Here is a 22,732-nt window from a genome sequence, read left to right on the forward strand (position 1 = left end):
GCCGCATCCGATTCACCCGCCGCCCCTACCGTGATCGTCCGTGACCCAGGACCCGACGACGCCTCCCTCCTCCGCGCTCTCCCGACGCGGCTTCCTCATCACGAGCGGCGCGGCCGACGCGCTCGGCGTGGCCGGCCTCGGCGGGGCGCTTCCCGCCACCGCGGCCACCGCGGCCGACGTCGCGGACAGCGCGACGGCGAAGGCACCCGCCGCGCAGCAGGGATCCGGCGCGCGCTGGAAGCCCGACACGACCTCGCCCCGCTTCACGATCGCCGTGCTGCCCGACACGCAGTACCTCTTCGACGGCGCGTCGATCCACCCGGAGCCGCTCGAGGCGTCGCTGCGCTACGTGCTGGCGGAGCGGGATCGCCACAACATCGTCTTCCTCGCGCACCTCGGCGACGTGACGCAGAACGGCGCCGCGAACGAGATCCAGGCCGCGAGCGCGCAGTTCACGCTCCTCGACAAGGCCGGCGCCGCGTGGAGCGTGCTCGCCGGCAACCACGACGTCGACTCCTCCACCGACGACCAGCGCGGCCGCACGCCGTACCTCGACGCGTTCGGGCCGAAGCGCTTCCGGAAGTCGCCGAGCTACCGCGGATCCAGCCCCGACGGCTACAACTCGTTCCACACCTTCACGGCGGGCGGCCGCGACTGGCTCGTGCTCGCGCTCGACTGGCGCACGAGCGCGCGCGGCGTCGAGTGGGCGCGCGGCGTGCTCGCGGCGCACCCGACGCTGCCGGTGATCCTCACGGCGCACGACATCGTCGACTCGAAGCCCGACGGATCCGCCGTGCTCGACGACTACGGCCAGGGCCTCTGGGACTCCTTCATCTCCCAGCACGACCAGATCTTCCTGACCCTCAACGGGCACTACTGGAAGCCCGGCCGCACGACGATGCAGAACCGCGCTGGCCACGACGTCGCCATGCACCTCGTGAACTACCAGGACCGCTACTACGGCGGCGCCGCGATGATCCGGCTGTACCACGTGGACCTCGAGCGGAACGCGATCGACGTCGAGACGCTGTCGCCGTTCATCCTCGGCGGCGGCCTCGGCACGGGCAACGAGCTCGCGGACGAGGAGGCCTTCCTCTCCGGCGACGTCGACCGGTTCACGGTGAGCGTCGACTTCGAGGCGCGGTTCGCGGGCTTCGCGCCCGTCCCCGCGCGCCCGGCCCGCCCGGCGTCGCAGATGCTCGTGGCCGGCACGGTCGCGTACTGGCGCTTCGACGGGCACGCCGACGGATCCGCGCTCGGCACCGCCACCCGCATCCCCGACGCGTCCGGCCGCGGCAACGACCTCGTGGTGGCGAACCGCGCGGGCGCGGCGGCCGGATCCCTCCGCTTCGCCTCCGCGCACCACGACGACCAGCCGGGCTTCGGCAGCCTCACCCTCACGGGCGGCAAGGAGTCGGGCGACTACCTGCGCACCGTGCCGGGCGCCCCGCTGGACGCCGCGACCTTCCGCCAGGGCTACACGGTCGAGGCGTTCGTCCGCATCCCGGCCGACTTCGACGGCGACGCCGACGGCTTCAGCGCGATCCTCTCCCGCGCCGCCTCCGCGAAGGACGCGGGCAGGACGCCCGGCGACGCGGGCGACCCGGACGAGCCCGCCGCGACCCTCAGCGTCTCCGGCAGCCGCGAGATCCAGTGGTGCGTCTACCCGACCACGCAGCAGGGATCCCTCACGAACTGGTCGCACGAGCTGCCGCCGGCGCGGTGGTGGCACGTGGCGGTCGTGAACGACGGCCAGCACACGACGATGTACGTCGACGGCTGCCCGGTCGTGCGGAACCCCTCGACCGGGAACCGCGGGCTGGCCGCAGCGTCGCCCGCCACCTCGTGGCTGCTCGGTGCGAACCTCTACGCAGGGAAGCTCGACCACGTGCTCCCGGCGTCGATCGGCGACGTGCGGATCGTGGAGCGCGCGCTGAAGCCGTCGGAGTTCATGATCGCGTGACGCATCTCGACGCGTGCGATGGGGCGCGGCGATCCGGATTTCCGAATCGCGAGGCTTGATCCGGAAAATCGGATGCGCTAGAGTGATCCGGATAAGCGGATCACATCCGTCCGCGACATCGCGACGGGAGACAGCATGCGCACGGCGGCCATCACGGATCCGACCACCCTCGGTCTCGTCCTCCGCGAGGCGCGTCTGCAGCGCGGGATGACCCAGCGCGAGCTGGCCGCCGTCCTCGACGTCCGGCAGAGCTACATCGCGGAGATGGAGCTCGGCAAGTCGATCAAGGCCCTCGAGCGACTGTTCGACTTCGCTCGCGAGACCGGTCTGACGCTGAGCGCCGACCTCGTCGACGATCCGGACGCCCGCTGATGCGGCTCGCGGTCGAGCTCTACGGCGAGCGCCTCGGTGAGCTGATCGAGAGGCGGGGCGGCTTCGACTTCGTCGCCGACCCGCAGGCGGTGGCCGCACACGGCATCGGCAGTCGACTCCTCTCCGTCGCCGTCCCGCTCATCACCCGCGCCCGGCCTGCGGACGCCGCCCTGCGCCGGAACTTCTTCGACGAGCTGCTACCCGAGGGGCGCGCGAGGACCAGCCTGGCCGGACGCGCAGGAGTCACCGCCGACTACACGATCGGCATGCTGGCCCGCTACGGACGCGACGTCGCCGGGGCCCTCCGCATCTGGGACCCGGAAGGCCCCGACGAACCGCGGAAGCCCGAAGCCGTCCCCATCGACAATCTCGGCGTGGAGAAGTCGATGAAAGCCGTGAGGGCGGCACCGCTCGGCAACAGCACCGCCCGCCGGATGTCGTCGCTCGCGGGAGTGCAGGACAAGATCGTGCTGGCCCGGACGGCGTCCGGCTGGGCGGAACCCCTCGACGGCTTCCCTTCCACCCACATCATCAAGCCCATCCTCATGACCATGCCGACCCTGATCTTCGACGAGGAGTACGGCGCGCGCATCGCCCGGCATCTCGGCCTGCTCGACTACGCGACGGAGATCAGGATGTTCGGCCGCACGTCGGCGCTCGTGATCGAGCGTTACGACCGCGATCCGGGCTCACCCGACGGACGCATCCATCAGGAGGACTTCAACCAGGCGCTCGGCATGAGCGGCGACGGGAAGTACGAGGACGACGGACACCCGGGCCTCGCCGCCATCGCCCGCGTCGTGCGACAGGCGGACACGGGATCGCTCGCGCGGCTCGCGCAGATGATGACCCTGTCAGCTGCCGTCGGGAACCTCGACATGCACGCCAAGAACCTGTCCTTGCTCCACCGCCCGGACGGGTCGATGACCCTGGCACCGGCCTACGACATCGTCCCGCAGCTGCACCAGGACGTCGACCCCGTCATTGCCCTCCACGTCGACGGTGTGCGACAGCACCGCGACCTCCGAGCCGTGCACCTCATCGCCGAGGCGCGGTCATGGGGACTGCGCGGCGCCGATGAGCTGGTCAGGACGACCATCGCGGAGATCTCGGGATTCGTCGCGACGGAGGAGCCGGACGCCGGGGCCGCACCCGACCTCGCGCGCTCCATCTCCGCCCTCTGCGCACAGCTGCTCGACGATGCCCCCAGCTCGACACCTGACGCGGGCACGGACGAGGGCGACCCGCCCCTCCGCTACCTGCCGGAGAGCCCCGGCGGGTGGGGCGGCCCCGTCCGCCGGTGAGATGCGGCCGTGGTGGCCACCCGGCCTCAGAGCTCCGGGTGGTCGTCCTCGAGCAGGTGGAAGCGGCGGTCGCGGTAGACGAGCGGCGGGGCGGGCTCGCCCAGGATGACGTCGAGGACCTCGGCGACGACCAGCACGGATCCGCCGACCGGCACGGTCTGGATGGTGCGGCAGCGGAGGGCGGCGCGCGCGTCGGCGAGCAGCGGCTCGCCGGTCGGCAGCTCCTGGAAGCCCTGCTCCTCGGTGAATCGCGGGGACCCGGAGACGGCGAACGCGCGGGCGAGCGCGGCGTGCTGCCCGGCGAGCAGGTGCACGAGGTAGGTGTCGGCCCCGAGGATCGCGCCGGCGGATCCCGTGGCGCGCGTCACCGAGAACGACAGGGCGGGCGGATCCACCGAGAGCGACGCGACGCTCGACGCGGTGAGGCCGGACGGCCCGTCAGCAGTGCGTGCGGTGATGAGCGCGACGCCCGCCGGGTGCCCGCGGAACGCGGCCTTGAAGAGGTCGGGGTCGGCGCTCACGCGGGCTCGCCCTGGCGCGGGACGGCGGCCACCACCGGGTGGTCGTACGCGACGGTCCCGACCTTCACGGCGCCGCCCGGGGATCCCATCTCGGCGAAGAACTCGACGTTGGCCGTGTAGTAGTCCGACCACTTCTCGGGCAGGTCGTCCTCGTAGTAGATCGCCTCGACCGGGCACACGGGCTCGCACGCACCGCAGTCCACGCACTCGTCGGGGTGGATGTACAGGCTCCGCTCGCCCTCGTAGATGCAGTCCACGGGGCACTCGTCGATGCACGCGCGGTCCTTCACGTCGACACACGGGAGGGCGATCACGCAGGTCACAGGGCGTCCTGACGGGTGGCGGCCGACGCGGCGGCGGGGGTGGCGATGCGCATGGTCTCCACGTTAGAACCTCACGTACCCTTGAGGTCAATCGAGGGGGGACGTCGTGGCGGATGCGCAGGCGGGGCCGCGGCACGCGCCCGGCGAGCAGCTCACGGTCGGCGAGATGACCCGCCGCACGGGCGTCGCCGCCTCCGCCCTCCGCTTCTACGAGGACCTCGGCCTCATCGCCGCCGAGCGCACGGCCGGCAACCAGCGGCGCTACGCGCGGCACATGCTGCGACGCGTGTCGCTGATCACGGTGGCCAAGCGCCTGGGCATCCCGCTCGCCGACGTGCAGTCCACCTTCGACGACGTCCCGCTCGACCGCCCGCCCAGCCACGCCGACTGGCAGCGCGCGTCCCGCAGGTGGAAGCGCCTGCTCGAGGAGCGGCGCCGCGGCATCGAGCGGCTCGAGCGCGAGCTGACCGGCTGCATCGGCTGCGGCTGCCTCTCGATGAAGGCGTGCGGGCTGCTGAACCCGGACGACGCGCTGGGCGACCGCGGGGCGGGGCCGCGGCGGGTGCAGCTGGACTGAGCCGCGGGCGCCGCCCTAGCTGTACTGGGTCATGACGTTGGTGACACTCGGGCCGCGGGCGTGAGCCCGTGGCTTGAGTGGATTCGTTCAGTGTTGTAGTGCTCGATGAAGGGGTCAAGCGCGTCGGCCCGGTGTTGGTTGCCGGTGAAGGGTTGCCGGTAGGCCCACTCGGTCGCGAGGGTCCGGTTGAAGCGCTCGACCTTGCCGTTCTGCCAGGGGCAGTGCGGGCGGATGAACTTCTGCCGCGCGCCCAGGTCCTGGACGGCGTTCTTGAACGCGGTCGAGTGCCGGTAGGCGAACGCGTTGTCCGTGATGACCCGCTCGATCCGGGTGATCCCGCGCCCGGCGAAGTACGCCGCTGCGCGGGTCAGGAACCCGGCCGCGGTCGCGCCTTTCTCATCGGGATGGATCTCCGCGTAGGCGAGACGGGTGTGGTCATCGACCGCGGCATGGACGTAATCGAACCCGATCCCGCGGCCGCGGACCTGCTCGCTGCGCCCGTGGACCCGCCAGCCGCCTCCGTCCGGGATCCTCCCGAGCTTCTTCACGTCCACGTGGATCAGATCACCCGGATGCTCGTGCTCATACCGGTGCGCCGTTGACCGGGATGCCCGGATCACGGCCCCGGTGACGGGGTCCAACCATGCCAACGGCGGCGCCCCGTGCCGGCGCAGGATGCGGGAGATCGTACGGGATGGAACACCTGTCACCGGCGCCAGCCGCGCAGGACCCGCCCGCAACTGGGCCCGCGCTTCCAGCACGGCCCGTTCCCGCTCCGGGCTCGTTCGCCTCGGTACTGACCGGGGCCGCGATGACCGATCCGTCAGCCCTCGCAGCCCCTCGGCACGGAACCGGTTCACCCATCGATGCGCGCACTGCCGCGACACCCCCAGCTCCCGCGCGACGTGCGCGACCGGCCGACGATCCTCCACCACCCGCCGCACGAGGAGAACCCTCCCGTGAACCGTCAGACGAGCATTACCGTGGGACATCGAGGCCTCCTGGCGATGGTTGAACTGAACAGCTCCATCAAGCCAGGAGGCCTCTTCACACGCCCCGAAGTGTCACCAACGTCATGGCCGAGTACAGCTAGACGCGCGCGAGGTCCGCGATGACGCGGTCCCCGGCGGCGGCCATGACGGTCGTCGCCTTGATCTCGGCGCGACCCAGGAGGTCGTCCATGCGGCGACGGCGGGCCTTCGTGATCAGCGTCACGACGGTGCCCTGCTTGCCCGCGCGGCCCGTGCGGCCGGCGCGGTGGAGGTAGCTCTTGTACTCGTCGGGCGCGTCGGCCTGGATGACCAGCCCGATGTCGTCGACATGGATGCCGCGGGCGGCCACGTCGGTGGCGACGAGCACGCGGACCTTGCCGCTCGTGAGGAGCTGCAGGTTGCGCGTGCGACGCGCCTGGTTGAGGTCGCCGTGCAGCGACGTGGCCGGGATGCCGGCGTCCTCGAGCTGGTCGGCGAGCTGCTCGGCGAACGCGCGGGTGCGGGCGAAGATCAGCGTCTTGCCCTCGCCGGAGCTCAGCTGCTCGATGATCGCGGCCTTGTCGCGCTGCTCGATGAGGAGCACGCGGTGGTCGATGGTCGACGATGCCTGGTCCTCGCCCGCGACCTCGTGGACGCTGGGCGACGGCAGGAACTCGTTGACGAGCGTCGCGACGCCCTTGTCGAGCGTGGCGGAGAAGAGCAGGCGCTGGCCGTCCTTCTTCACCTGGCGGAGGATCCGCTGCACGGGCTCGAGGAACCCGAGGTCGCACATGTGGTCGGCCTCGTCGAGCACGGTGACGACGATCTCCGAGAGGTCGAGGCGGCCCTGGTCGATGAGGTCCTCGAGGCGGCCGGGGGTCGCGATGAGGATGTCGACGCCGCGCTGGAGAGCCCCGACCTGCTTGAACTGCGGCACGCCGCCGAAGATCGTGGTGGTGAACAGGCCGACGGAGCGGGCGATGGGCTGCACCGTGCGGTCGATCTGCATGGCGAGCTCGCGCGTCGGGGCGAGGATCAGCGCGCGGGGCTTGCGGCCCATCTTGCGGTTCTTCGCGCCGTCGTTCTCGAGCAGGCGCTCCACGAGGGGCGCGCCGAACGCGATGGTCTTGCCGGATCCGGTGCGGCCGCGGCCGAGCACGTCGCGACCCGCGAGCACGTCCGGGATGGTGGCGGCCTGGATCGGGAACGGGCTGGATGCGCCCAGCTCCTCGAGCACGCGCACGATGTTCTGGCCGAGGCCGAGGGCCGCGAAGGTCACGCCGTCGACGTCCTTGGCCGTGGTGGCCTGGGCCTCGAGGCGCTCGAGCACGACGTCCTCGGCGGGAGCGTGGCGCGGGGCGCCCTCCTTGCTCGGGTAGAAGTCGCTGTCGCGCTTGGGGCGGGCGTCGTCGTAGGACGGGCGCTCGCTGCGCTGGGGGCGGTCGCCGTAGGAGGGGCGCTCGGAGCGCTGCGGGCGGTCGCCGTACGAGGGACGCTCCGTGCGTGCCGGGCGGTCGTTGTAGGACGGACGCTCCGTGCGAGCCGGGCGGTCGTTGTAGGACGGACGCTCCGTGCGAGCCGGGCGGTCGTTGTAGGACGGACGCTCCGTTCGCTCGGCACGGTCACCGTACGACGGACGCTCCGTGCGGGCCGGGCGGGAGTCGTTGTACGACGGGCGCTCGGCGCGAGCCGGACGGTCGCTGTACGCGGGACGCTCGGTGCGGGTGTTCCGGTCGTTGTACGACGGGCGCTCGGCGCGGTCGTTGTACGCGGGGCGCTCGGAGCGCTGGGCGCGGTCGCCGTACGAGGGACGCTCGGCGCGGTCGTTGTGGGAGGGACGCTCCGAACGAGCCGGACGGTCGTCGCACGACGGACGCTCCGACCGCTGCGGCCGGTCGTTCCCGTAGGACGGACGGTCGTTGCGCGGGGCGCGGTCGTTGTACGACGGACGCTCGGAGCGCTCGTCGCGCGCCGGACGCGCGTTCCCGTAGGACGGACGCTCGGAACGCTGGCCGCGCTCGGCACCGTAGGAGGGACGCTCGCTGCGCTGGCCGCGGTCGTTGCCGCCGCCGTAGGAGGGGCGCTCGCCGCGCTGCGGGCGGGCGTCGCCGCGCTCGGGGCGCTGGCCGGCGCGGTTGGGACGGTCGCCGTACGCGGGACGCTCGCCGCGGCCGGCGGGGCGCTCGGCGCGGGGCTCCCAGTTGGGGCGGTCGCCGCCGCGTGCGGGGCGGGCTGCGCCGCCGCGCTGGGGGCGGTCGTCCTGGCCGGAGCGCTGGGCGCGCTCGTCGGCGTTCCAGCGCTGCTTCTTGGGCGCGGGATCGGAGTTGTAGCCGCGGTGGTTCGGGCTGCGGGATCCCGCGGGGGCGCGCTTGGCGCCGCGCGGGGAGTCGTTGTTGTAGGGCATGAGGGATTCCTCGTTCTGCTCGGATGCATGACAGTGCGCATGTGCGAAGCAGCGCGCTACAGGATCAGGGTGCGCAGAGCTGCTCTCAACCCGGGCAGTCGTCGCCCGGGGGCCGTGTCATCGCGTGACGTACCCCTCTGCGGAATGAGAGGGGGAAACCGGCCCACCTGACTGACAAATCCGATCCGCCCGGATGGATGGTCCGGTAGCGGTGTCAAGAGCCGACGGGAGAACACTACCGGACGCGGACCGCGGGCACCAGGGCAGCGCTCCGCCCGGGCGGGGTCGTGAGGCCAGGATCAGCTTGCGGCGTCGGCCTCGGTCGTCGCCGCGGATCCGCCCGCCGGCAGCCCGCGCTCGGCCCGCTTCCGGTCGCGGCGCGCCTGGATCCTGAGGCCCGCGCGCTCCACGAGCGAGTACAGCGACGGCAGCACGAGCAGCGTCAGCACGGTCGACGACAGCAGGCCGCCGATCACGACGATCGCGAGCGGCTGCGAGATGAACCCGCCGTGCCCGGTGAGCCCGATCGCGAGCGGCAGCAGCGCGAAGATCGTCGCGAGCGCCGTCATGAGGATGGGCCGGAGCCGTCGCCCCGCCCCCTGGAGGATGGCCTGGCGGAGGCTCATGCCGCGCGTCCGGTACTGGTTCACGAGGTCGATGAGGACGATCGCGTTGGTCACCACGATGCCCACGAGCATCAGGAGGCCTGATGATCGACGCGACGCCCAGGGGGATCCCCGTCACCACCTGCAGCAGCACCGCGCCGGTCGCCGCGAACGGCACCGAGACGAGCAGCACGAGCGGCTGGATGAGGCTCCGGAACGTCGCCACCATGATGATGTAGACGATCAGGATCGCCGCCAGCACCGCGAGCCCGAGCTGCCCGAACGCGTCGGACTGCTGCGACGCGACGCCGCCGAGCGAGGCCTGCGCGCCGGCGGGCAGCTGCACGCCGGCGACGGCCTGCGAGACCTCGGACGACGCGAAGCCCACGTCGTCGCTGCCGGGCGTGGCACTCACGGTCGCGCTGCGGAAGCCGCCCGTGGTCGTCACGGTCGCGGGGCCGTCGGCCACCTCGACGGTCGCGAGGTCGCTGAGCGGCACGAGGCCGCGGGCGGTCGGGATCCGGAAGTCGCGCAGCCCCTGCAGGCTCTGCGCGGCGTCCGGGTCCTGGATGTAGATGGACAGCGTCTTCTCGTCGATGACGACCTGCCCGACCGCGGCCGGCAGCCGGCTCGCGGTGACGATGCCGCCCACGGCCTGCTCGCTGAGCCCGGCGGCCGCGGCCTTCGCCCGGTCGACGGTCACCGCGATGTACGGCTGCGTCTCGGACAGGTTGCTCGTGGCCTGCTCGATGGACGGGATGTCCTTCACGGCCGCGAGCACCGCATCTGCCGACGCCTTGAGGTCGTCGGAGTCGTTGGCGGTGATCTCCACGGTGATGTCGCTCGAGGAGAACCCGCCCGAGGCCGCCGCGAGCGACACGTCGCCCACGTCGGTGAGGCCGTCGACCGCGGTGCGCACCCGTTCGCGGATGGCGTCCTGGTCCGCGTCCGCGTCGGTCGTCAGCGCGAACGTGATCCCGCCGCCGCCGAAGGCCGAGGTGAGCGATGTGCTGTCCGAGCCGATGGAGGTCTGGACGGTGTCGACGCCCTCGACGCCGATGAGCGCCTGCTCGACCTTCGTCGCCGCGGCGTCCTGCGCCTCGAGGCTCGTGTCGCTCGGGAGCTCCTGCGAGACGGTGAGCGTGTTCTGCCCGCTGTCGCCGAGGAAGTTCGTCTTCATGCTCGGGATGAGCGCGACCGTGCCGCCGAGCACGAGGATCGCGAGGATCAGCGTGACCGCGGAGTGCTTGAGCGTCCACGCGAGGATCGGCAGGTAGCCGCGCTGGAGGCGGGTCGGCTTGCCGATCCCCTCGGCCTGGCCGTCGGCCTAGCCGTTCGCGGCGTGGGATCCGCGGGCCCGCCGACCGGCGCGCCCCCGGTCGTCGACCCCACCGCGGACGGCGGCGTGCGCCCCCGTGCGCGCGGTCTCGGCGGTCGCGGCGGCGGCGGCCTTCCTGCGCGCCCGCCGCGACTCCCCCTCCGGCCGCAGGAACCAGTACGCGAGCACCGGCACGATCGTCAGCGAGACGAACAGCGACGCGGCGAGCGCGATGGTCACGGTCAGCGCGAACGGCCGGAACAGCTCGCCCGTGATGTCGCCCACGAGCGCGATCGGCAGGAACACCGCGACCGTCGTGGCGGTGGACGCCGTCACCGCGCCCGCGACCTCCCGCACGGCCGCGCGGATCGCGTCGAGCCGGTCGGGCGTGAAGGAGAGGTGCCGCTTGATGTTCTCGATCACCACGATGGAGTCATCCACCACGCGCCCGACCGCGATCGTGAGCGCGCCGAGCGTGATGATGTTGAGCGTGTAGCCGGAGGCCAGCATCCCGATGAAGGTGATGAGCACGGACGCCGGGATGGAGATCGCGGTCACGATCGTCGACCGGATCGACATCAGGAACACGAGGATCACGAGGACGGCGAACACGAGGCCGAGCAGTCCCTCTGTGGTGAGGCTCGAGATCGACTGCTCGATGAACGGCGCCTGGTCGAAGACGACCGTCAACTTCGTGTCGTTCCCCAGGTCCTCCGACAGCTGCGGCAGCAGCTGGGTGACGAGGTGCGACACGTCGACCGTGTTGCCCGCGGGCGTCTTGGTGACCGCGATGGTGAGCGACGGCTGGCCGTCGACGCGCGAGATGCCGGTGGTCGGATCCTGGCCGAGCTCCACGGTGGCGACGTCGCCGATCGTGAGCTGGCGCCCGCCCGCCGCGCCCAGGAGCGGCAGCGACGCGAGGTCCTGGGTGGATCCGAGGCGCGTGCCCGACTGCACCGAGAGCGTCGTGCCGTCCTCCGTCACGGATCCCGCGGGCAGGAGCGAGCCGTTCGCGTCGAGCGCGTCGCGGATCGCCTGGTTCGTGAGGCCGGCCGCCTGCACCTTCGCGGGGTCGGGCGTGACGACCACGCGCTGCCCGACCGTGCCGAGGAGGCTCGCGTCGCGCACGCCGGCGAGCTTGCGGATGTCGGCGAGCGTCGAGCGCTCGAGCGCGGCCGTCAGGTCCTGCGGGCTGAGGTCGCTCGTGACGGCGATCTGGATCACCGGCAGGTCGTCGATGCTGCCCGCGATCACCACCGGGTCGATGCCGTCCGGCAGCGTCGTGCGGATCCGGTTGATGGCCTGGTCGATCTTCTGCTCGGCCGTCGCCAGGTCGGTGCCGTACGTGAAGGACGCCGAGATGACGGACGAGTCGGTGCGCGAGGTCGCGGTGGAGGACTCGAGCCCCGGCACCGCCTGGATCGCGCGCTCGATGGGCGTCGACACGTCGGAGTCGACGACCGCGGGCGATGCGCCCGGGTAGGCCGTGACGACCGCGAGCTGCGGGAACGACACCGACGGGATGAGCTCCTGCTTGAGCGTCGTCAGCGCGATGCCGCCGAACACCCCGATGACGACCGTGATGAGCGCGATCAGCGCCCGGTTGCGGAGGCTGAAGACGGAGAGGAGATGCAGGGGGTGCTCCTTGTGCGATGCGGGCCGCGGGTGCGGCGGTCGCTCGGACCGCTGATCGCCCGCACCGGGACCCGCCCCGTGGGGGAAGTATCGCACCCGCCGTCGGGAAATCCCCGCTCGCGACCGGTTTTCAGTGGTCCGTCACCGCATCCAGCCGACTCCCCTGTCCGCGGAGCATGCTGGAGGGATGGCGCACCGGGCATCGAGCACGAGGGACAGCGTCCCCGCGCCCAAGACCTGCGCCTCGTGCGGCCGCACCATCGAGTGGCGGAAGAAGTGGGAGCGCGACTGGGACGAGGTGCGCTACTGCAGCGACGCGTGCCGTCGCCGCGGCGTCACCGACGTCGACGAGCGGCTCGAACGCCGGATCCTCGACCTCCTCGCGCACCGTGCCGGCGGCGCCACCATCTGCCCGTCGGAGGCCGCCCGCGCGGAGTCGCCCGACGAGTGGCGCGACCTCATGGAGCCGGCCCGGCGCGCGGCCCGGCGGCTGGTCGAGGCCGGCGAGGTGGAGATCACCCAGAAGGGGTCGGTCGTCGATCCCTCCACCGCCAAGGGGCCCATCCGGATCCGCCGTCGTCGCTGACGAGGCACACTAGGGGGATGCATCGACCGACCCTCACCGTCCTGACCGCCGTCGCGAGCGCGGCGCTCCTGTCCGGATGCGGGGCCAGCGCGCAGTTCACGTCGCCCACCACGGAGATCTACGCGACCACGGCGGACGCCCAGACCGCGCTCGCCACGGCGATGCCGACGTGGATCCCCGCGGACGGCACCCTCATCCGCACCAAGTCCGAGGCGAAGGCCGGCAGCATCGTCGCCGTGCAGACGGGCCAGGCCGCGCCCGCCCCCGGCGGCTGCACCGACCTCCAGATGCCCACCATCGAGGACACCTGGTGGCCACCGGAGATCGACCCGGCCACCGTCACCTGCGCCGACGGCTGGAACGTGTTCGGCGCGAACGGCCGTCTCTACGGCTGGAGCACCACGGTCCTCCCCTAAGCCGTGGCGGTGCCCCCGGATGCGGCTCCCGCCCGCCGCCGACGCCGGGCCGCGAGCGCCCGCAGCACGAGGATCACGACCACGCCGACCGCCGCGCCCACCCCCGTGTCGACCACGCGGTCGGCGACGAGCGGCAGCACCGGCAGAGGCCGGCCGAGGCCGCCCATCACGAGCGCGAGCGGCGTGATGAAGACGAGCGCCAGCCCGTAGTGCCTGCCGACCGCGATCTCCGCGGCGAACTGGCAGGCGACGGCGACGGCGATCACGGCCGGCGCGGGCAGGTGCAGCGCGAGGATTCCCGCGGCCACCACCGATCCGGCGAGCGTCCCGAGCACGCGGTGCGCCACGCGCGTGAACGACAGCGGCCCGCGCACCACCGGCAGCACGGCGACGAGCGTCACGACGGCCCAGTAGTGGTGCCCGAGCCCGAGCGCCACCGCGATCGCGCCCGCCACCAGAGCGCCGACGACGTTCGCGACCACGGCCGTCCACGCGGCGGGGTCCCGGTGCACGGCGGCGTCGCGCACGGGGATCCGCGGCAGCGCACGGAAGCGGTGCGCCTGCGTGTCGGGCGCCCAGCGGCGGAGCAGCCAGCCGGACATGCAGACGCCGGCGGAGAAGAGGATCGCGGCCACCGCGGTCAGCAGCGCGTCGCGCGCCTGCGAGGGATCCACCGGCACGGCCGCGCACACGACGAGGCCGAACACGGGGAACAGCGGATGCGGGGGCACGAGGCTCATCGCCGTCGACACGAGGGACGCCCCGCCCAGCACGATCACGAGGCCGACGGCCTCGAGCGCGAGCGGCGCGTCGGCGAGCGACAGCAGGACGCCCGTGGAGATCGCGACGAGCATCATCGCCGCTCCGGCGCCCACGCTCGCGAGCCGCAGCCGATAGCGCTCGTTCCGCCCGTAGAGCCCGGTGAACACCCCGAACGACGCGTAGAGCGCGAGGTCCAGGCGGTCGATCGCGAGCAGCACGACGAGCGGCACCAGGAGCCCGACGCTCGCGCGCATCGCGGCCTCGAGGCCGAGCGTCCGGGTCGACGGCGGTCGCGGGATGGGCGATGACGTCACACGGGGTCCGATCTCCCCGGGAGCGGAAACGGGGCCTCCCCACGGTACGCCCGTGCGGCACCGCCCCCGGACGCGACGACGCGCCCCCGGTCTCCCGAGGGCGCGTCGGTCGATCTCGCGTCGGCGCTAGGTGTACTGAGTCATGACGTTGGTGACACTCGGGCCGCGGGCGTGAGCCCGTGGCTTGAGTGGATTCGTTCAGTGTTGTAGTGCTCGATGAAGGGGTCAAGCGCGTCGGCCCGGTGTTGGTTGCTGGTGAAGGGTTGCCGGTAGGCCCACTCGGTCGCGAGGGTCCGGTTGAAGCGCTCGACCTTGCCGTTCTGCCAGGGGCAGTGCGGGCGGATGAACTTCTGCCGCGCGCCCAGGTCCTGGACGGCGTTCTTGAACGCGGTCGAGTGCCGGTAGGCGAACGCGTTGTCCGTGATGACCCGCTCGATCCGGGTGATCCCGCGCCCGGCGAAGTACGCCGCTGCGCGGGTCAGGAACCCGGCCGCGGTCGCGCCTTTCTCATCGGGATGGATCTCCGCGTAGGCGAGACGGGTGTGGTCATCGACCGCGGCATGGACGTAATCGAACCCGATCCCGCGGCCGCGGACCTGCTCGCTGCGCCCGTGGACCCGCCAGCCGCCTCCGTCCGGGATCCTCCCGAGCTTCTTCACGTCCACGTGGATCAGATCACCCGGATGCTCGTGCTCATACCGGTGCGCCGTTGACCGGGATGCCCGGATCACGGCCCCGGTGACGGGGTCCAACCATGCCAACGGCGGCGCCCCGTGCCGGCGCAGGATGCGGGAGATCGTACGGGATGGAACACCTGTCACCGGCGCCAGCCGCGCAGGACCCGCCCGCAACTGGGCCCGCGCTTCCAGCACGGCCCGTTCCCGCTCCGGGCTCGTTCGCCTCGGTACTGACCGGGGCCGCGATGACCGATCCGTCAGCCCTCGCAGCCCCTCGGCACGGAACCGGTTCACCCATCGATGCGCGCACTGCCGCGACACCCCCAGCTCCCGCGCGACGTGCGCGACCGGCCGACGATCCTCCACCACCCGCCGCACGAGGAGAACCCTCCCGTGAACCGTCAGACGAGCATTACCGTGGGACATCGAGGCCTCCTGGCGATGGTTGAACTGAACAGCTCCATCAAGCCAGGAGGCCTCTTCACACGCCCCGAAGTGTCACCAACGTCACGGCCGAGTACACCTAGCGCCCGCGCCGCTGGCCGCGCGGCGGGGGAGTGCGGCCGCCGCCCTTCGGTGCCGGCTTCGACCCGCCCTTGCCGCCCGCGCCGCCCGGCTTGCCCGCGGCCTTGCGCGCCGTCTTCTGCGCGGCGGTCGGCTTCCGGCGGTCGCGCTCGTCCTCGTCGCGGGAGGAGCGCGAGCTCGCGGCCGTGCGCCCGCGGACGATGCCCACGAGCTCCTCGATGTCGGGGGAAACGTCGCCCTCGCGCCAGGCCACGGCGATCCGCGTCTCCGGCAGGTCGTGCACGGGCACGGCCACGACGTCCTTGCGCGCGTGCAGGCGGCCGAGCGCGTGCGGCACGACCACGAAGCCGACGCCTGCGGCGACCAGCTCGACGGCCGCGGCGACGTCCTCGGGCATGGGGACGGGATCCGCGCCCGCGGTGCGCCCGGGCCAGCCCGGCACCTGGTCGGCCGGCTGCAGGAGCAGGTCGTCCGCGAGGTCGGTGATCGCGATCGCGTCGGCCGTGGCGTGCGCGTGCTCCTTGGGCAGGATCGCGACCTGCACCTCGCCGTAGAGCGGGACGATCGTGAGGCCCCGGCCGTCGACGGGGAGGCGGAGGAACGCGACGTCCGCGGATTGGTCGACCAGCGCGGGCGCGGCGTCCGGCTCGGCGAGCGGCACGACCCGCAGCGGCACGTCGGCGACGCGCTCGTCCCAGGCGCGGGTCCACTTGGCGACGGTGACGCCGGGCACGATCGCGACGACGAGCCCCCGCGGCGGCGCGGCGGCCTCCTCGGCCAGGCGCGCGTCCTCGGCGGCGATCGCGGCGCGGGCCTCCGCGAGCCGTGCCTCGCCCGCGGGGCTGAGGCGCGTGGGCCCGTCGTCGCGCACGAACAGCTCGACGCCCCAGAGCGCCTCGAGGTCGAGGATCGAGCGGCTCACGGCGATGCGCGAGACGTTGAGGGCCTTCGCGGCGCGGGCGAAGTGCAGCTCGTCGGCCACGGCGGCGAAGCGCCGGAGGGCGGTCGGGTCGGCGTCCACGGGAGTCCCCTCGATCGCCCGCACGAAGGTGGCGCGGTGAGCGGCGGCGGGTCGATCCAGGCTAGTGCAGGGCGGTCGGGGCCCCGACGGTACCCTGGGCACATGACGAGCCCCGGATCCAGCCAGACGATGAAGGCCGCGACCGCGGCGAAGAAGCTGGGCGTGCACCTCCCGGCGACCCCCGTGGAGTTCCAGGAGTCGACCCCGTCCCGCGCCGAGCTCGCCGAGATGCACGAGAACCCGCCCGAGTGGCTGGCCACGCTGCTGCGCGACGGCCCGCACCCGCGCCAGGTCATCGCCGGCAAGCTCGGCGTCTCCATCGCCGGCCTGGCCCGCGGCGGCGTCGACGAGGCGCTCACCACCGCCCAGATCAAGGAGCTGCTGCAGGCCCCGCCGCAGTGGCTCGTGCAGGAGCGCGCGACGCAGGCCGAGGTGCGCGAGGAGCAGATCCGCGTGAAGAACCGCGACGCCGGTCGCGCCGCGATGGCCGCCGAGCGCGAGCGCCAGGACGGCGCCGGCGGCTCGCGCCGCTGAGCCGACCCGCGCCGAGCGGACACGACCCGCGCTCTGCCGACCCGCGCTGAGCGGATGGCCCCGGGGACCCCGCCGCCGCGAATTCGGCCCCGCGTGAGACCCTGATGCCGTGACCCGTACGAACGACACGGCCCGCCGCCGCCACGCCGCCGCCGCCACCGAGCCGGATCCCGCGGCCGCCGTCCCCGCGCCGATCACCGGATCCCGCGTGCCCGGCACCGTCGGCGTCGTGGTCGTCGCCGCCCTCGTCACCGCCGTCTACGTGCTGTACTCCGCGCTCCAATGGCGCCGCTTCACCGTGAAGTCGTGGGACACCGGCATCTTCACGCAGCTCGCGCAGGACTACTCGCGCCTCCAGGCGCCGCTCGTCTCCATCAAGGGCGACGGCTTCAACCTCATGGGCGACCACTTCCACCCGATCCTCGTGCTGCTCGGCCCGGTCTACGCCGTGTGGCCGCACGCGTTCGCGCTGCTCGTGGTGCAGGCCGTGCTCATCGGGATCTCGGTGGTCGGCGTCGGCCGTCTGGCCGGCCGCGTCGTCGGGCGGTGGGGCGCGATCGTCGTCGCCGCGGCCTACGGGCTCAGCTGGGGGATCCAGGGCGCGGTCGCGTTCCAGTTCCACGAGATCGCGTTCGCCCTGCCGCTGCTGGCCTTCGCGCTCGACGCGGTGATCGCCCGCCGTGCGATGGCCGCCGCCGCATGGGCTGTGCCGCTCGTGTTCGTGAAGGAGGACCTCGGCCTCACCGTCGCGGTGCTCGGCGCGATCATCGCGCTCACGATGGACCGCCGCATCGGCGTCGCGCTCGCCGGGTGGGGCGTCGCCTGGTTCGTGCTCGCGACCACCGTGATCCTGCCCGCCTTCAACCGCGAGGCCCGCTGGGACTACGCGTCCAAGCTCGACGCGGGCGGCGCGCTCGCGGATCCCCTCGGCACCGTCGCCGGGCTCTTCGTCGCGCCGAAGCTCGAGACGGTGGCCTTCCTGATCCTCGCAGGGGCGCTGATAGCCGTGCGCTCGCCGCTGCTGCTCCTCGTGGTGCCGACGCTCGCCTGGCGCTTCCTCGCGCCGACCGAGGCCTACTGGGCGCCCGGCTACCACTACGACGCGGTGCTCATGCCGATCGTCTTCGCCGCGGCGATCGACGGCGTCGTGCGGGCGCGAGCGGGGCGCCAGCGCTGGCTGCGGTCGGCGTCGCGCCTCGCCGTGCCGGCGCTCGCGGTGGCGGCGATCGCGGTGGCGGCGATCGCCCTCTTCTTCCGCTCGCCCATGGTCGATCTCACGAAGCCGACCATCTGGGAGCCGGCGCCGCGGGCTGCCCAGGCGCAGGCCGCGCTCGACCAGGTGCCGGCCGGCGCATCCGTCCTCAGCGACATCGGCCTCATGTCGTACCTCGTCGACGACCACGAGGTCTACTGGCTCGGCAACCCGGGCAACCCGGCGCCGCAGTACGTCGTGATCGACACCCTCGGCGGCGGCCTCGGCCAGGGCGCGCTCAACGCCGACCAGTACGGCGAGGCGACGCAGGCGGGCACGACGTACGAGATCGTCTACGCCGACGCCGGGTACCAGGTCGCCCGTCGGATCCAGTAGCCGGTACGCCGCCCCGCCCCGCCCGCACGCGAGGAGGCCGGGCGCTCCCCCGAGCCGCCCGGCCTCCGCGTGCGCGCTCCCGGAGGAGCGCCCCGATCAGATCGGGATCACCGCCGTGAGCACGCCCACGGCGAGCATCGTCAGCGACACGAGCACCGCGCGCCACAGCACCTTGCGGTGGTGGTCGCCGAGGTTCACGTCCGCGAGCGAGACGAGCAGCAGGATCGCCGGCACGAGCGGGCTCTGCAGGTGCACGGGCTGCCCGGTGATGGACGCGCGCGCCATCTCGACCGGGTCGATGCCGTAGTTCGCGGCGCTCTCCGCGAGCACCGGGAGCATGCCGTAGTAGAAGGCGTCGTTGCTCATGAAGAAGGTCATCGGGATGCTGAGCACGCCCGTGATGACCGCGAGGCCGGGGCCGAGGGCGTCCGGGATGATCGTCACGAGCCACGCGGACATCGCCGACACCATCCCGGTGCCGTTGAGCACGCCGATGAGGACGCCCGCCGCGAGCACCATCGAGACCACGCCGACCACGCTGGGCGCGTGCGCCGCGATGCGCTCGCCCTGGTGCTTGAGGTCGCGGAAGTTGGCGATCAGCGCGATGGCAGCACCGACCATGAAGACGTAGGCGAGCGGCAGCTGGTCCATGATCAGCAGCGCGAGCACCACGATCGTGAGACCGAGGTTGAACCAGATCATGCGAGGGCGCAGGGTCTCGCGGTCGGGGTCGAGCATCGTGGTGCCGAGCGTGGAGACGGCGGCCGTCTCGGCGCGGACGAGCGCCGGGGCCATCGTGATGAGGCCGCCGCGCGGGGTCGCGGGGGCGCCGCGACCGGCGCGCCACCAGCCGGAGCCGCCCGTGGATCCGCCGACGCCTGCGCCTGACCCGCTGGCGCTGGCGGCGTCGAGGCCGCCCTCGGCGCGCGCCTCGCCGAGCGCCGCGAGGCGGCTGCGCTCGCGGAGGCCCATGGTCCAGGCGAAGCTCATGACGAGCGCGATGCCGACGAGGAGCGACGGGATCATCGGCACGAAGATGTCGGTCGGTGAGACCTTGAGCGCCGCCGCCGCGCGGACGGTCGGGCCGCCCCACGGGACGATGTTGAGCGTGCCGTTCGCGAGGCCGGCCGTGCAGGTGAGGACCACCGGGCTCATCCCGAGCTTGCGGTAGATCGGCAGCATGGCCGCCGTCGTGACGATGAAGGTCGTGGATCCGTCGCCGTCGAGGGAGACCGCGGCCGCGAGGATCGCCGTGCCGAGCACGATCTTCGCCGGGTCGCCGCCCGCGAGGCGGAGGATGAGGCGCACCAGCGGGTCGAAGAGGCCGACGTCGATCATGATGCCGAAGTAGATGATGGCGAACATCAGCAGCGCGGCCGTGGGCGCGAGGTCGCCGAGCGCCTCGATGACCATGTCGCCGATGCCGAGGCCCGCGCCCGCGAAGAGGCCGAAGATCGTCGGCACGAGGATCAGGGCGACCATGGGCGTCAGCCGCTTGGTCATGATGAGCGCCATGAAGGTGAGGACCATGGCGAAGCCCAGGAATACCAGCACGTGTGACTCCTTCGTCGGTGGGCGGGACGCCCGGCTGAACACCACACGCTAGGTGGGCGTCCGCGGTCCGTCGCGCTTGTGCCGCTTGATCGCGATAGTGCACGTAGACGACGTTCTGCGCATTATGCTCACCAGGTGGACCGAGCGACGGGGCGACGACGGGCGGGGCTCGACTTCGCGCGCCGCACCCTCGTCCTCCAGCTGCTCGTCGTGCTCGTGGTGGTGGGGATCGCGACCGTCGCCTACGGTCTGCTGAGCTCCTCCGAGAACCGCGAGGAGGCGCAGGCGACGGCGCTCGCGATCGCCAGGACGGCCGCCGAGGATCCCGCGCTCCGGGCCGCCGTGACCGCCGAGACCGCGGATCCCGCGACGGCCACCTCCGCCGACCTCGCCGACGGGCCGGTGCAGCGCACGGCCGAGGCGGTGCGCGAGCGGACCGGCGCGCTGTTCGTCGTGGTCACCGACGACCGGGGGCTGCGGCTCGCGCACCCCGACCCGGCCGAGCTCGGGCAGCGGGTGAGCACGGATCCCGCCGCCGCGCTCTCGGGGCGCGAGGAGGTGACGTGGGCCACCGGCACGCTCGGGGAGTCGGCGCGGGCGAAGGTGCCGGTGCGGGCGCTGGCGGATGCGTCCGCGGGCGGCGACGACGACGGCGCCGCGGGCAGCGCGTCGAGCCGCGTCGTCGGCGAGGTCAGCGTCGGCTTCGCGGCGGCGACCGTGCGCGACTCCATCGGCGTCGACGTCGCGGCCATCGCGGTCGTCGCCCTGCTCGCGCTCGGCGTCGGGGCGGTGGCCAGCGGGATCCTCTCGCGGCGGCTCGCGCGCCTCACCCTCGGCCTCCAGCCGTCCGAGCTGGCGGGCCTCGTGCAGGACCAGGCGGCCGTGCTCTCCGGCGTCGGCGAGGGCGTCCTCGGGATCGGGCCCGACGGCCGGGTGACCGTCTGCAACCCGCGCGCCGCGGCGCTGCTCGGCCTCGAGGATCCGGTGGGCCGCACGCTCGCGGACCTCGACGTCGCGCCGGTGCTGCGCGACGCGGTGGCCGAGGCGCAGGCCGGGGCCGCTGCCGGATCTCCGTCGCTGCGCGCCGTGGTCGACGACCGGCTGCTCTTCGTCGACGTCGCCCGCGTCGACCGCGACGGACGCGACCTCGGCACGGTGATGGTGCTGCGCGACGAGACCGACATCGAGGCGATGAGCCGCCGCCTCACGGCCGTCACCGCGATGTCCACGGCGCTCCGCGTGCAGCGTCACGAGTTCGCGAACCGCCTCCACGTCGTGCGCGGTCTCGTCGCCACCGGCCGGGTCGACGAGGCCGACAGCTACCTCGCGGGCGTGCTCGAGCAGGGGCCCGTGGCGTTCCCGACGGTCGACGCGGGGCTCGTCGACGAGCCGTACCTGCAGGCGTTCCTCGGGGCGAAGGCGATGGAGGCGGAGGAGCGCGGCGTGGCGCTGCGGGTCGGGCCCGGCACGCTCGTGCGCGGGATCCTGGTGCGGCCCGAGGAGGTCACGACCGTGCTCGGCAACCTTGTCGACAACGCGGTGCACGCGGCCGTCCGCGGATCCCGCGCTGACAGGTGGGTGGAGGTGGAGGCGCTCGACGACGGGGTCGACCTGCACCTCGCGGTCTCCGACTCGGGCGACGGGCTGGCCGCGTCCGACGCCGGGCGCGTGTTCCGCCGACGCCCCGACGACGTGGGTGCGGTGGCGGAGGCGCTGGCGGCGGAGGAGGACGCGGCGGCGGATGGGCCCGCCGCGGACGCACTCGCCGCGGACGCGCCGGTCGCGGGCGGCGCTGGCGACCGCGGGGGAGCGGATCCCGCGCACGGCCTCGGCTTCGGCCTCCCGCTCGTGCGCGACATCGCCCGGCGCGACGGGGGCGACGTGTGGGTCGCGGATCCCGGCGGCCCGCCGCCCCACGCGGAGGCCGGTGCCGTGTTCTGCGCGCGCCTCGCGGGCGTGGTGGAGCCGCCGGACGCGGATCCGCCCACGGCCGACGACGCCGACGCCCCTGCCGACCCCGACCCCGACCCCGACCGCCCCGACACCCGCGACCCCGACGGAGCCCCCGCATGACCGACGACCTCACCGTCCTCATCGTCGACGACGACTTCCGCATCGCCCGTCTGCACGAGGGCATCGTGGAGCAGGCCCCCGGGTTCCGCGCCGTCGGCACCGCGGGCAGCGTGCGGGCGGCGCTCGCCGTGCTCGACACGTCCCGCCCCGACCTCGTGCTCCTCGACGCGTACCTGCCCGACGGCAGCGGGATCGACCTGGTGCGGCGCATCGAGCCCGACGTGATCCTCGTCACGGCCGCCGACGACCCCGCCACCGTCCGCCGCGCCCTCCGCGGCGGTGCCGTCTCCTACCTCGTCAAGCCGTTCGCGCCCGAGCTGCTCACCGCGCGCCTCGCGGCCTACGCGGCCTTCCGCGCCGGGCTCGCGAGCGACCGCCCGCTCGACCAGGCCGGCATCGACCGCGCCATCCACGCGCTGCGGCCCGGCCGCGCGTCCGCGCAGGCCCGACCGGCGACCGAGCAGGCCGTGCTCGACGCCCTGTCCGCATCCGACGCGGAGCTCAGCGCCCCCGAGATCGCCGAGCGCGTCGGCGTCTCCCGCGCCACCGCGCAGCGCTACCTCGGCGCGCTCGCCCGCGACCGCGTGGTCGACGTGCAGCTCAACTACGGATCCACGGGCCGCCCGGAGCACCGCTACCGGATCCTGCGGCCGCGCGGCTGAAGCGGCCCTCCTCGACCGGCCCCGTCA

At 73.2% G+C, this 22,732-nt stretch carries 20 protein-coding genes; 10 read left to right on the forward strand and 10 right to left on the reverse strand.

Annotated elements, in window-relative coordinates; all coding sequences use genetic code 11:
• The first annotated feature begins 40 nt into the window (after positions 1-40).
• From CMS_RS10665 to CMS_RS10675, 3 genes are all read left to right on the forward strand, one after another.
• On the forward strand, positions 41-1,963 hold the full coding sequence (locus tag CMS_RS10665; RefSeq protein WP_012299464.1) for a LamG-like jellyroll fold domain-containing protein: 1,923 nt from the start codon (positions 41-43) through the stop codon (positions 1,961-1,963).
• Positions 1,964-2,098: 135 nt separating this feature from the next.
• A complete protein-coding gene (locus CMS_RS10670) occupies positions 2,099-2,335 on the forward strand; it encodes a helix-turn-helix domain-containing protein (protein ID WP_012299465.1) in 237 nt (78 codons plus the stop codon).
• Positions 2,335-3,639: a type II toxin-antitoxin system HipA family toxin gene (locus CMS_RS10675; RefSeq protein ID WP_012299466.1), complete on the forward strand. Its 1,305-nt coding sequence runs from the start codon at positions 2,335-2,337 to the stop codon at positions 3,637-3,639. The genes CMS_RS10670 and CMS_RS10675 overlap by 1 nt, the downstream gene beginning before the upstream one ends.
• A gap of 26 nt (positions 3,640-3,665) precedes the next feature.
• Here CMS_RS10675 and CMS_RS10680 read toward each other — a convergent pair whose 3' ends face one another.
• Positions 3,666-4,160, reverse strand: a complete 495-nt coding sequence (locus CMS_RS10680; protein WP_012299467.1) for a flavin reductase family protein — start codon at positions 4,158-4,160, stop codon at positions 3,666-3,668.
• A complete protein-coding gene (gene fdxA, locus CMS_RS10685; RefSeq protein WP_012299468.1) occupies positions 4,157-4,483 on the reverse strand; it encodes a ferredoxin in 327 nt (108 codons plus the stop codon). The genes CMS_RS10680 and fdxA overlap by 4 nt, the downstream gene beginning before the upstream one ends.
• Before the next feature lie 106 nt (positions 4,484-4,589).
• On the opposite strand from fdxA, the gene soxR reads away from it, so the two are divergent.
• Positions 4,590-5,060, forward strand: a complete 471-nt coding sequence (gene soxR / locus CMS_RS10690) for a redox-sensitive transcriptional activator SoxR (RefSeq protein WP_012299469.1) — start codon at positions 4,590-4,592, stop codon at positions 5,058-5,060.
• Between the two features lie 29 nt (positions 5,061-5,089).
• Here soxR and CMS_RS10695 read toward each other — a convergent pair whose 3' ends face one another.
• The 4 genes from CMS_RS10695 to CMS_RS18250 form a co-directional block, all read right to left on the reverse strand.
• Entirely contained in the window at positions 5,090-6,052 is a 963-nt protein-coding gene (locus CMS_RS10695; RefSeq protein WP_012299470.1) for an IS481-like element IS1121 family transposase, read from the reverse strand.
• A gap of 97 nt (positions 6,053-6,149) precedes the next feature.
• Entirely contained in the window at positions 6,150-8,435 is a 2,286-nt protein-coding gene (locus tag CMS_RS17965; RefSeq protein WP_012299471.1) for a DEAD/DEAH box helicase, read from the reverse strand.
• Between the two features lie 117 nt (positions 8,436-8,552).
• Positions 8,553-10,346, reverse strand: a complete 1,794-nt coding sequence (locus CMS_RS18405) for an efflux RND transporter permease subunit (RefSeq protein ID WP_423244446.1) — start codon at positions 10,344-10,346, stop codon at positions 8,553-8,555.
• Between the two features lie 21 nt (positions 10,347-10,367).
• Positions 10,368-11,993 carry an efflux RND transporter permease subunit gene (locus CMS_RS18250; RefSeq protein ID WP_281631001.1) on the reverse strand — a complete coding sequence of 542 codons (1,626 nt, stop codon included), beginning with the start codon at positions 11,991-11,993 and terminating at the stop codon, positions 10,368-10,370.
• A gap of 187 nt (positions 11,994-12,180) precedes the next feature.
• On the opposite strand from CMS_RS18250, the gene CMS_RS10715 reads away from it, so the two are divergent.
• A complete protein-coding gene (locus tag CMS_RS10715) occupies positions 12,181-12,579 on the forward strand; it encodes a DUF2256 and DUF3253 domain-containing protein (RefSeq protein ID WP_012299472.1) in 399 nt (132 codons plus the stop codon).
• 17 nt (positions 12,580-12,596) lie between these two features.
• The gene (locus CMS_RS10720; RefSeq protein WP_012299473.1) at positions 12,597-12,995 is read left to right on the forward strand and encodes an LPS-assembly lipoprotein LptE; all 399 of its coding nucleotides are present in this window, start codon (positions 12,597-12,599) and stop codon (positions 12,993-12,995) included.
• Here CMS_RS10720 and CMS_RS10725 read toward each other — a convergent pair.
• The 3 genes from CMS_RS10725 to CMS_RS10735 form a co-directional block, all read right to left on the reverse strand.
• Positions 12,992-14,071, reverse strand: a complete 1,080-nt coding sequence (locus CMS_RS10725; RefSeq protein WP_012299474.1) for an FUSC family protein — start codon at positions 14,069-14,071, stop codon at positions 12,992-12,994. The two genes, CMS_RS10720 and CMS_RS10725, sit on opposite strands and share 4 nt — an antisense overlap.
• 140 nt (positions 14,072-14,211) lie before the next feature.
• Positions 14,212-15,174, reverse strand: coding sequence for an IS481-like element IS1121 family transposase (locus CMS_RS16655; RefSeq protein WP_012296866.1), 963 nt, complete (start codon positions 15,172-15,174; stop codon positions 14,212-14,214).
• 97 nt (positions 15,175-15,271) lie between these two features.
• Positions 15,272-16,294 carry a LysR family transcriptional regulator gene (locus tag CMS_RS10735; protein WP_041465003.1) on the reverse strand — a complete coding sequence of 341 codons (1,023 nt, stop codon included), beginning with the start codon at positions 16,292-16,294 and terminating at the stop codon, positions 15,272-15,274.
• 102 nt (positions 16,295-16,396) lie between these two features.
• Here CMS_RS10735 and CMS_RS10740 point away from each other — a divergent pair, with 102 nt between their 5' ends.
• Positions 16,397-16,828, forward strand: coding sequence for a DUF5997 family protein (locus CMS_RS10740; protein ID WP_012299476.1), 432 nt, complete (start codon positions 16,397-16,399; stop codon positions 16,826-16,828).
• 109 nt (positions 16,829-16,937) lie between these two features.
• Positions 16,938-18,416: a DUF2079 domain-containing protein gene (locus CMS_RS10745; RefSeq protein ID WP_012299477.1), complete on the forward strand. Its 1,479-nt coding sequence runs from the start codon at positions 16,938-16,940 to the stop codon at positions 18,414-18,416.
• A 96-nt stretch (positions 18,417-18,512) separates the two neighbouring features.
• Here the strand turns inward: CMS_RS10745 and CMS_RS10750 are convergent, their stop codons facing one another.
• Positions 18,513-19,946 carry a CitMHS family transporter gene (locus CMS_RS10750; protein WP_223842782.1) on the reverse strand — a complete coding sequence of 478 codons (1,434 nt, stop codon included), beginning with the start codon at positions 19,944-19,946 and terminating at the stop codon, positions 18,513-18,515.
• A 159-nt stretch (positions 19,947-20,105) separates the two neighbouring features.
• On the opposite strand from CMS_RS10750, the gene CMS_RS10755 reads away from it, so the two are divergent.
• On the forward strand, positions 20,106-22,043 hold the full coding sequence (locus tag CMS_RS10755; RefSeq protein WP_012299479.1) for a sensor histidine kinase: 1,938 nt from the start codon (positions 20,106-20,108) through the stop codon (positions 22,041-22,043).
• A complete protein-coding gene (locus CMS_RS10760; RefSeq protein ID WP_012299480.1) occupies positions 22,040-22,705 on the forward strand; it encodes a response regulator transcription factor in 666 nt (221 codons plus the stop codon). The genes CMS_RS10755 and CMS_RS10760 overlap by 4 nt, the downstream gene beginning before the upstream one ends.
• The last annotated feature ends 27 nt before the right edge of the window (positions 22,706-22,732 follow it).

This window comes from Clavibacter sepedonicus (assembly GCF_000069225.1).
Classification (GTDB): domain Bacteria; phylum Actinomycetota; class Actinomycetes; order Actinomycetales; family Microbacteriaceae; genus Clavibacter; species Clavibacter sepedonicus.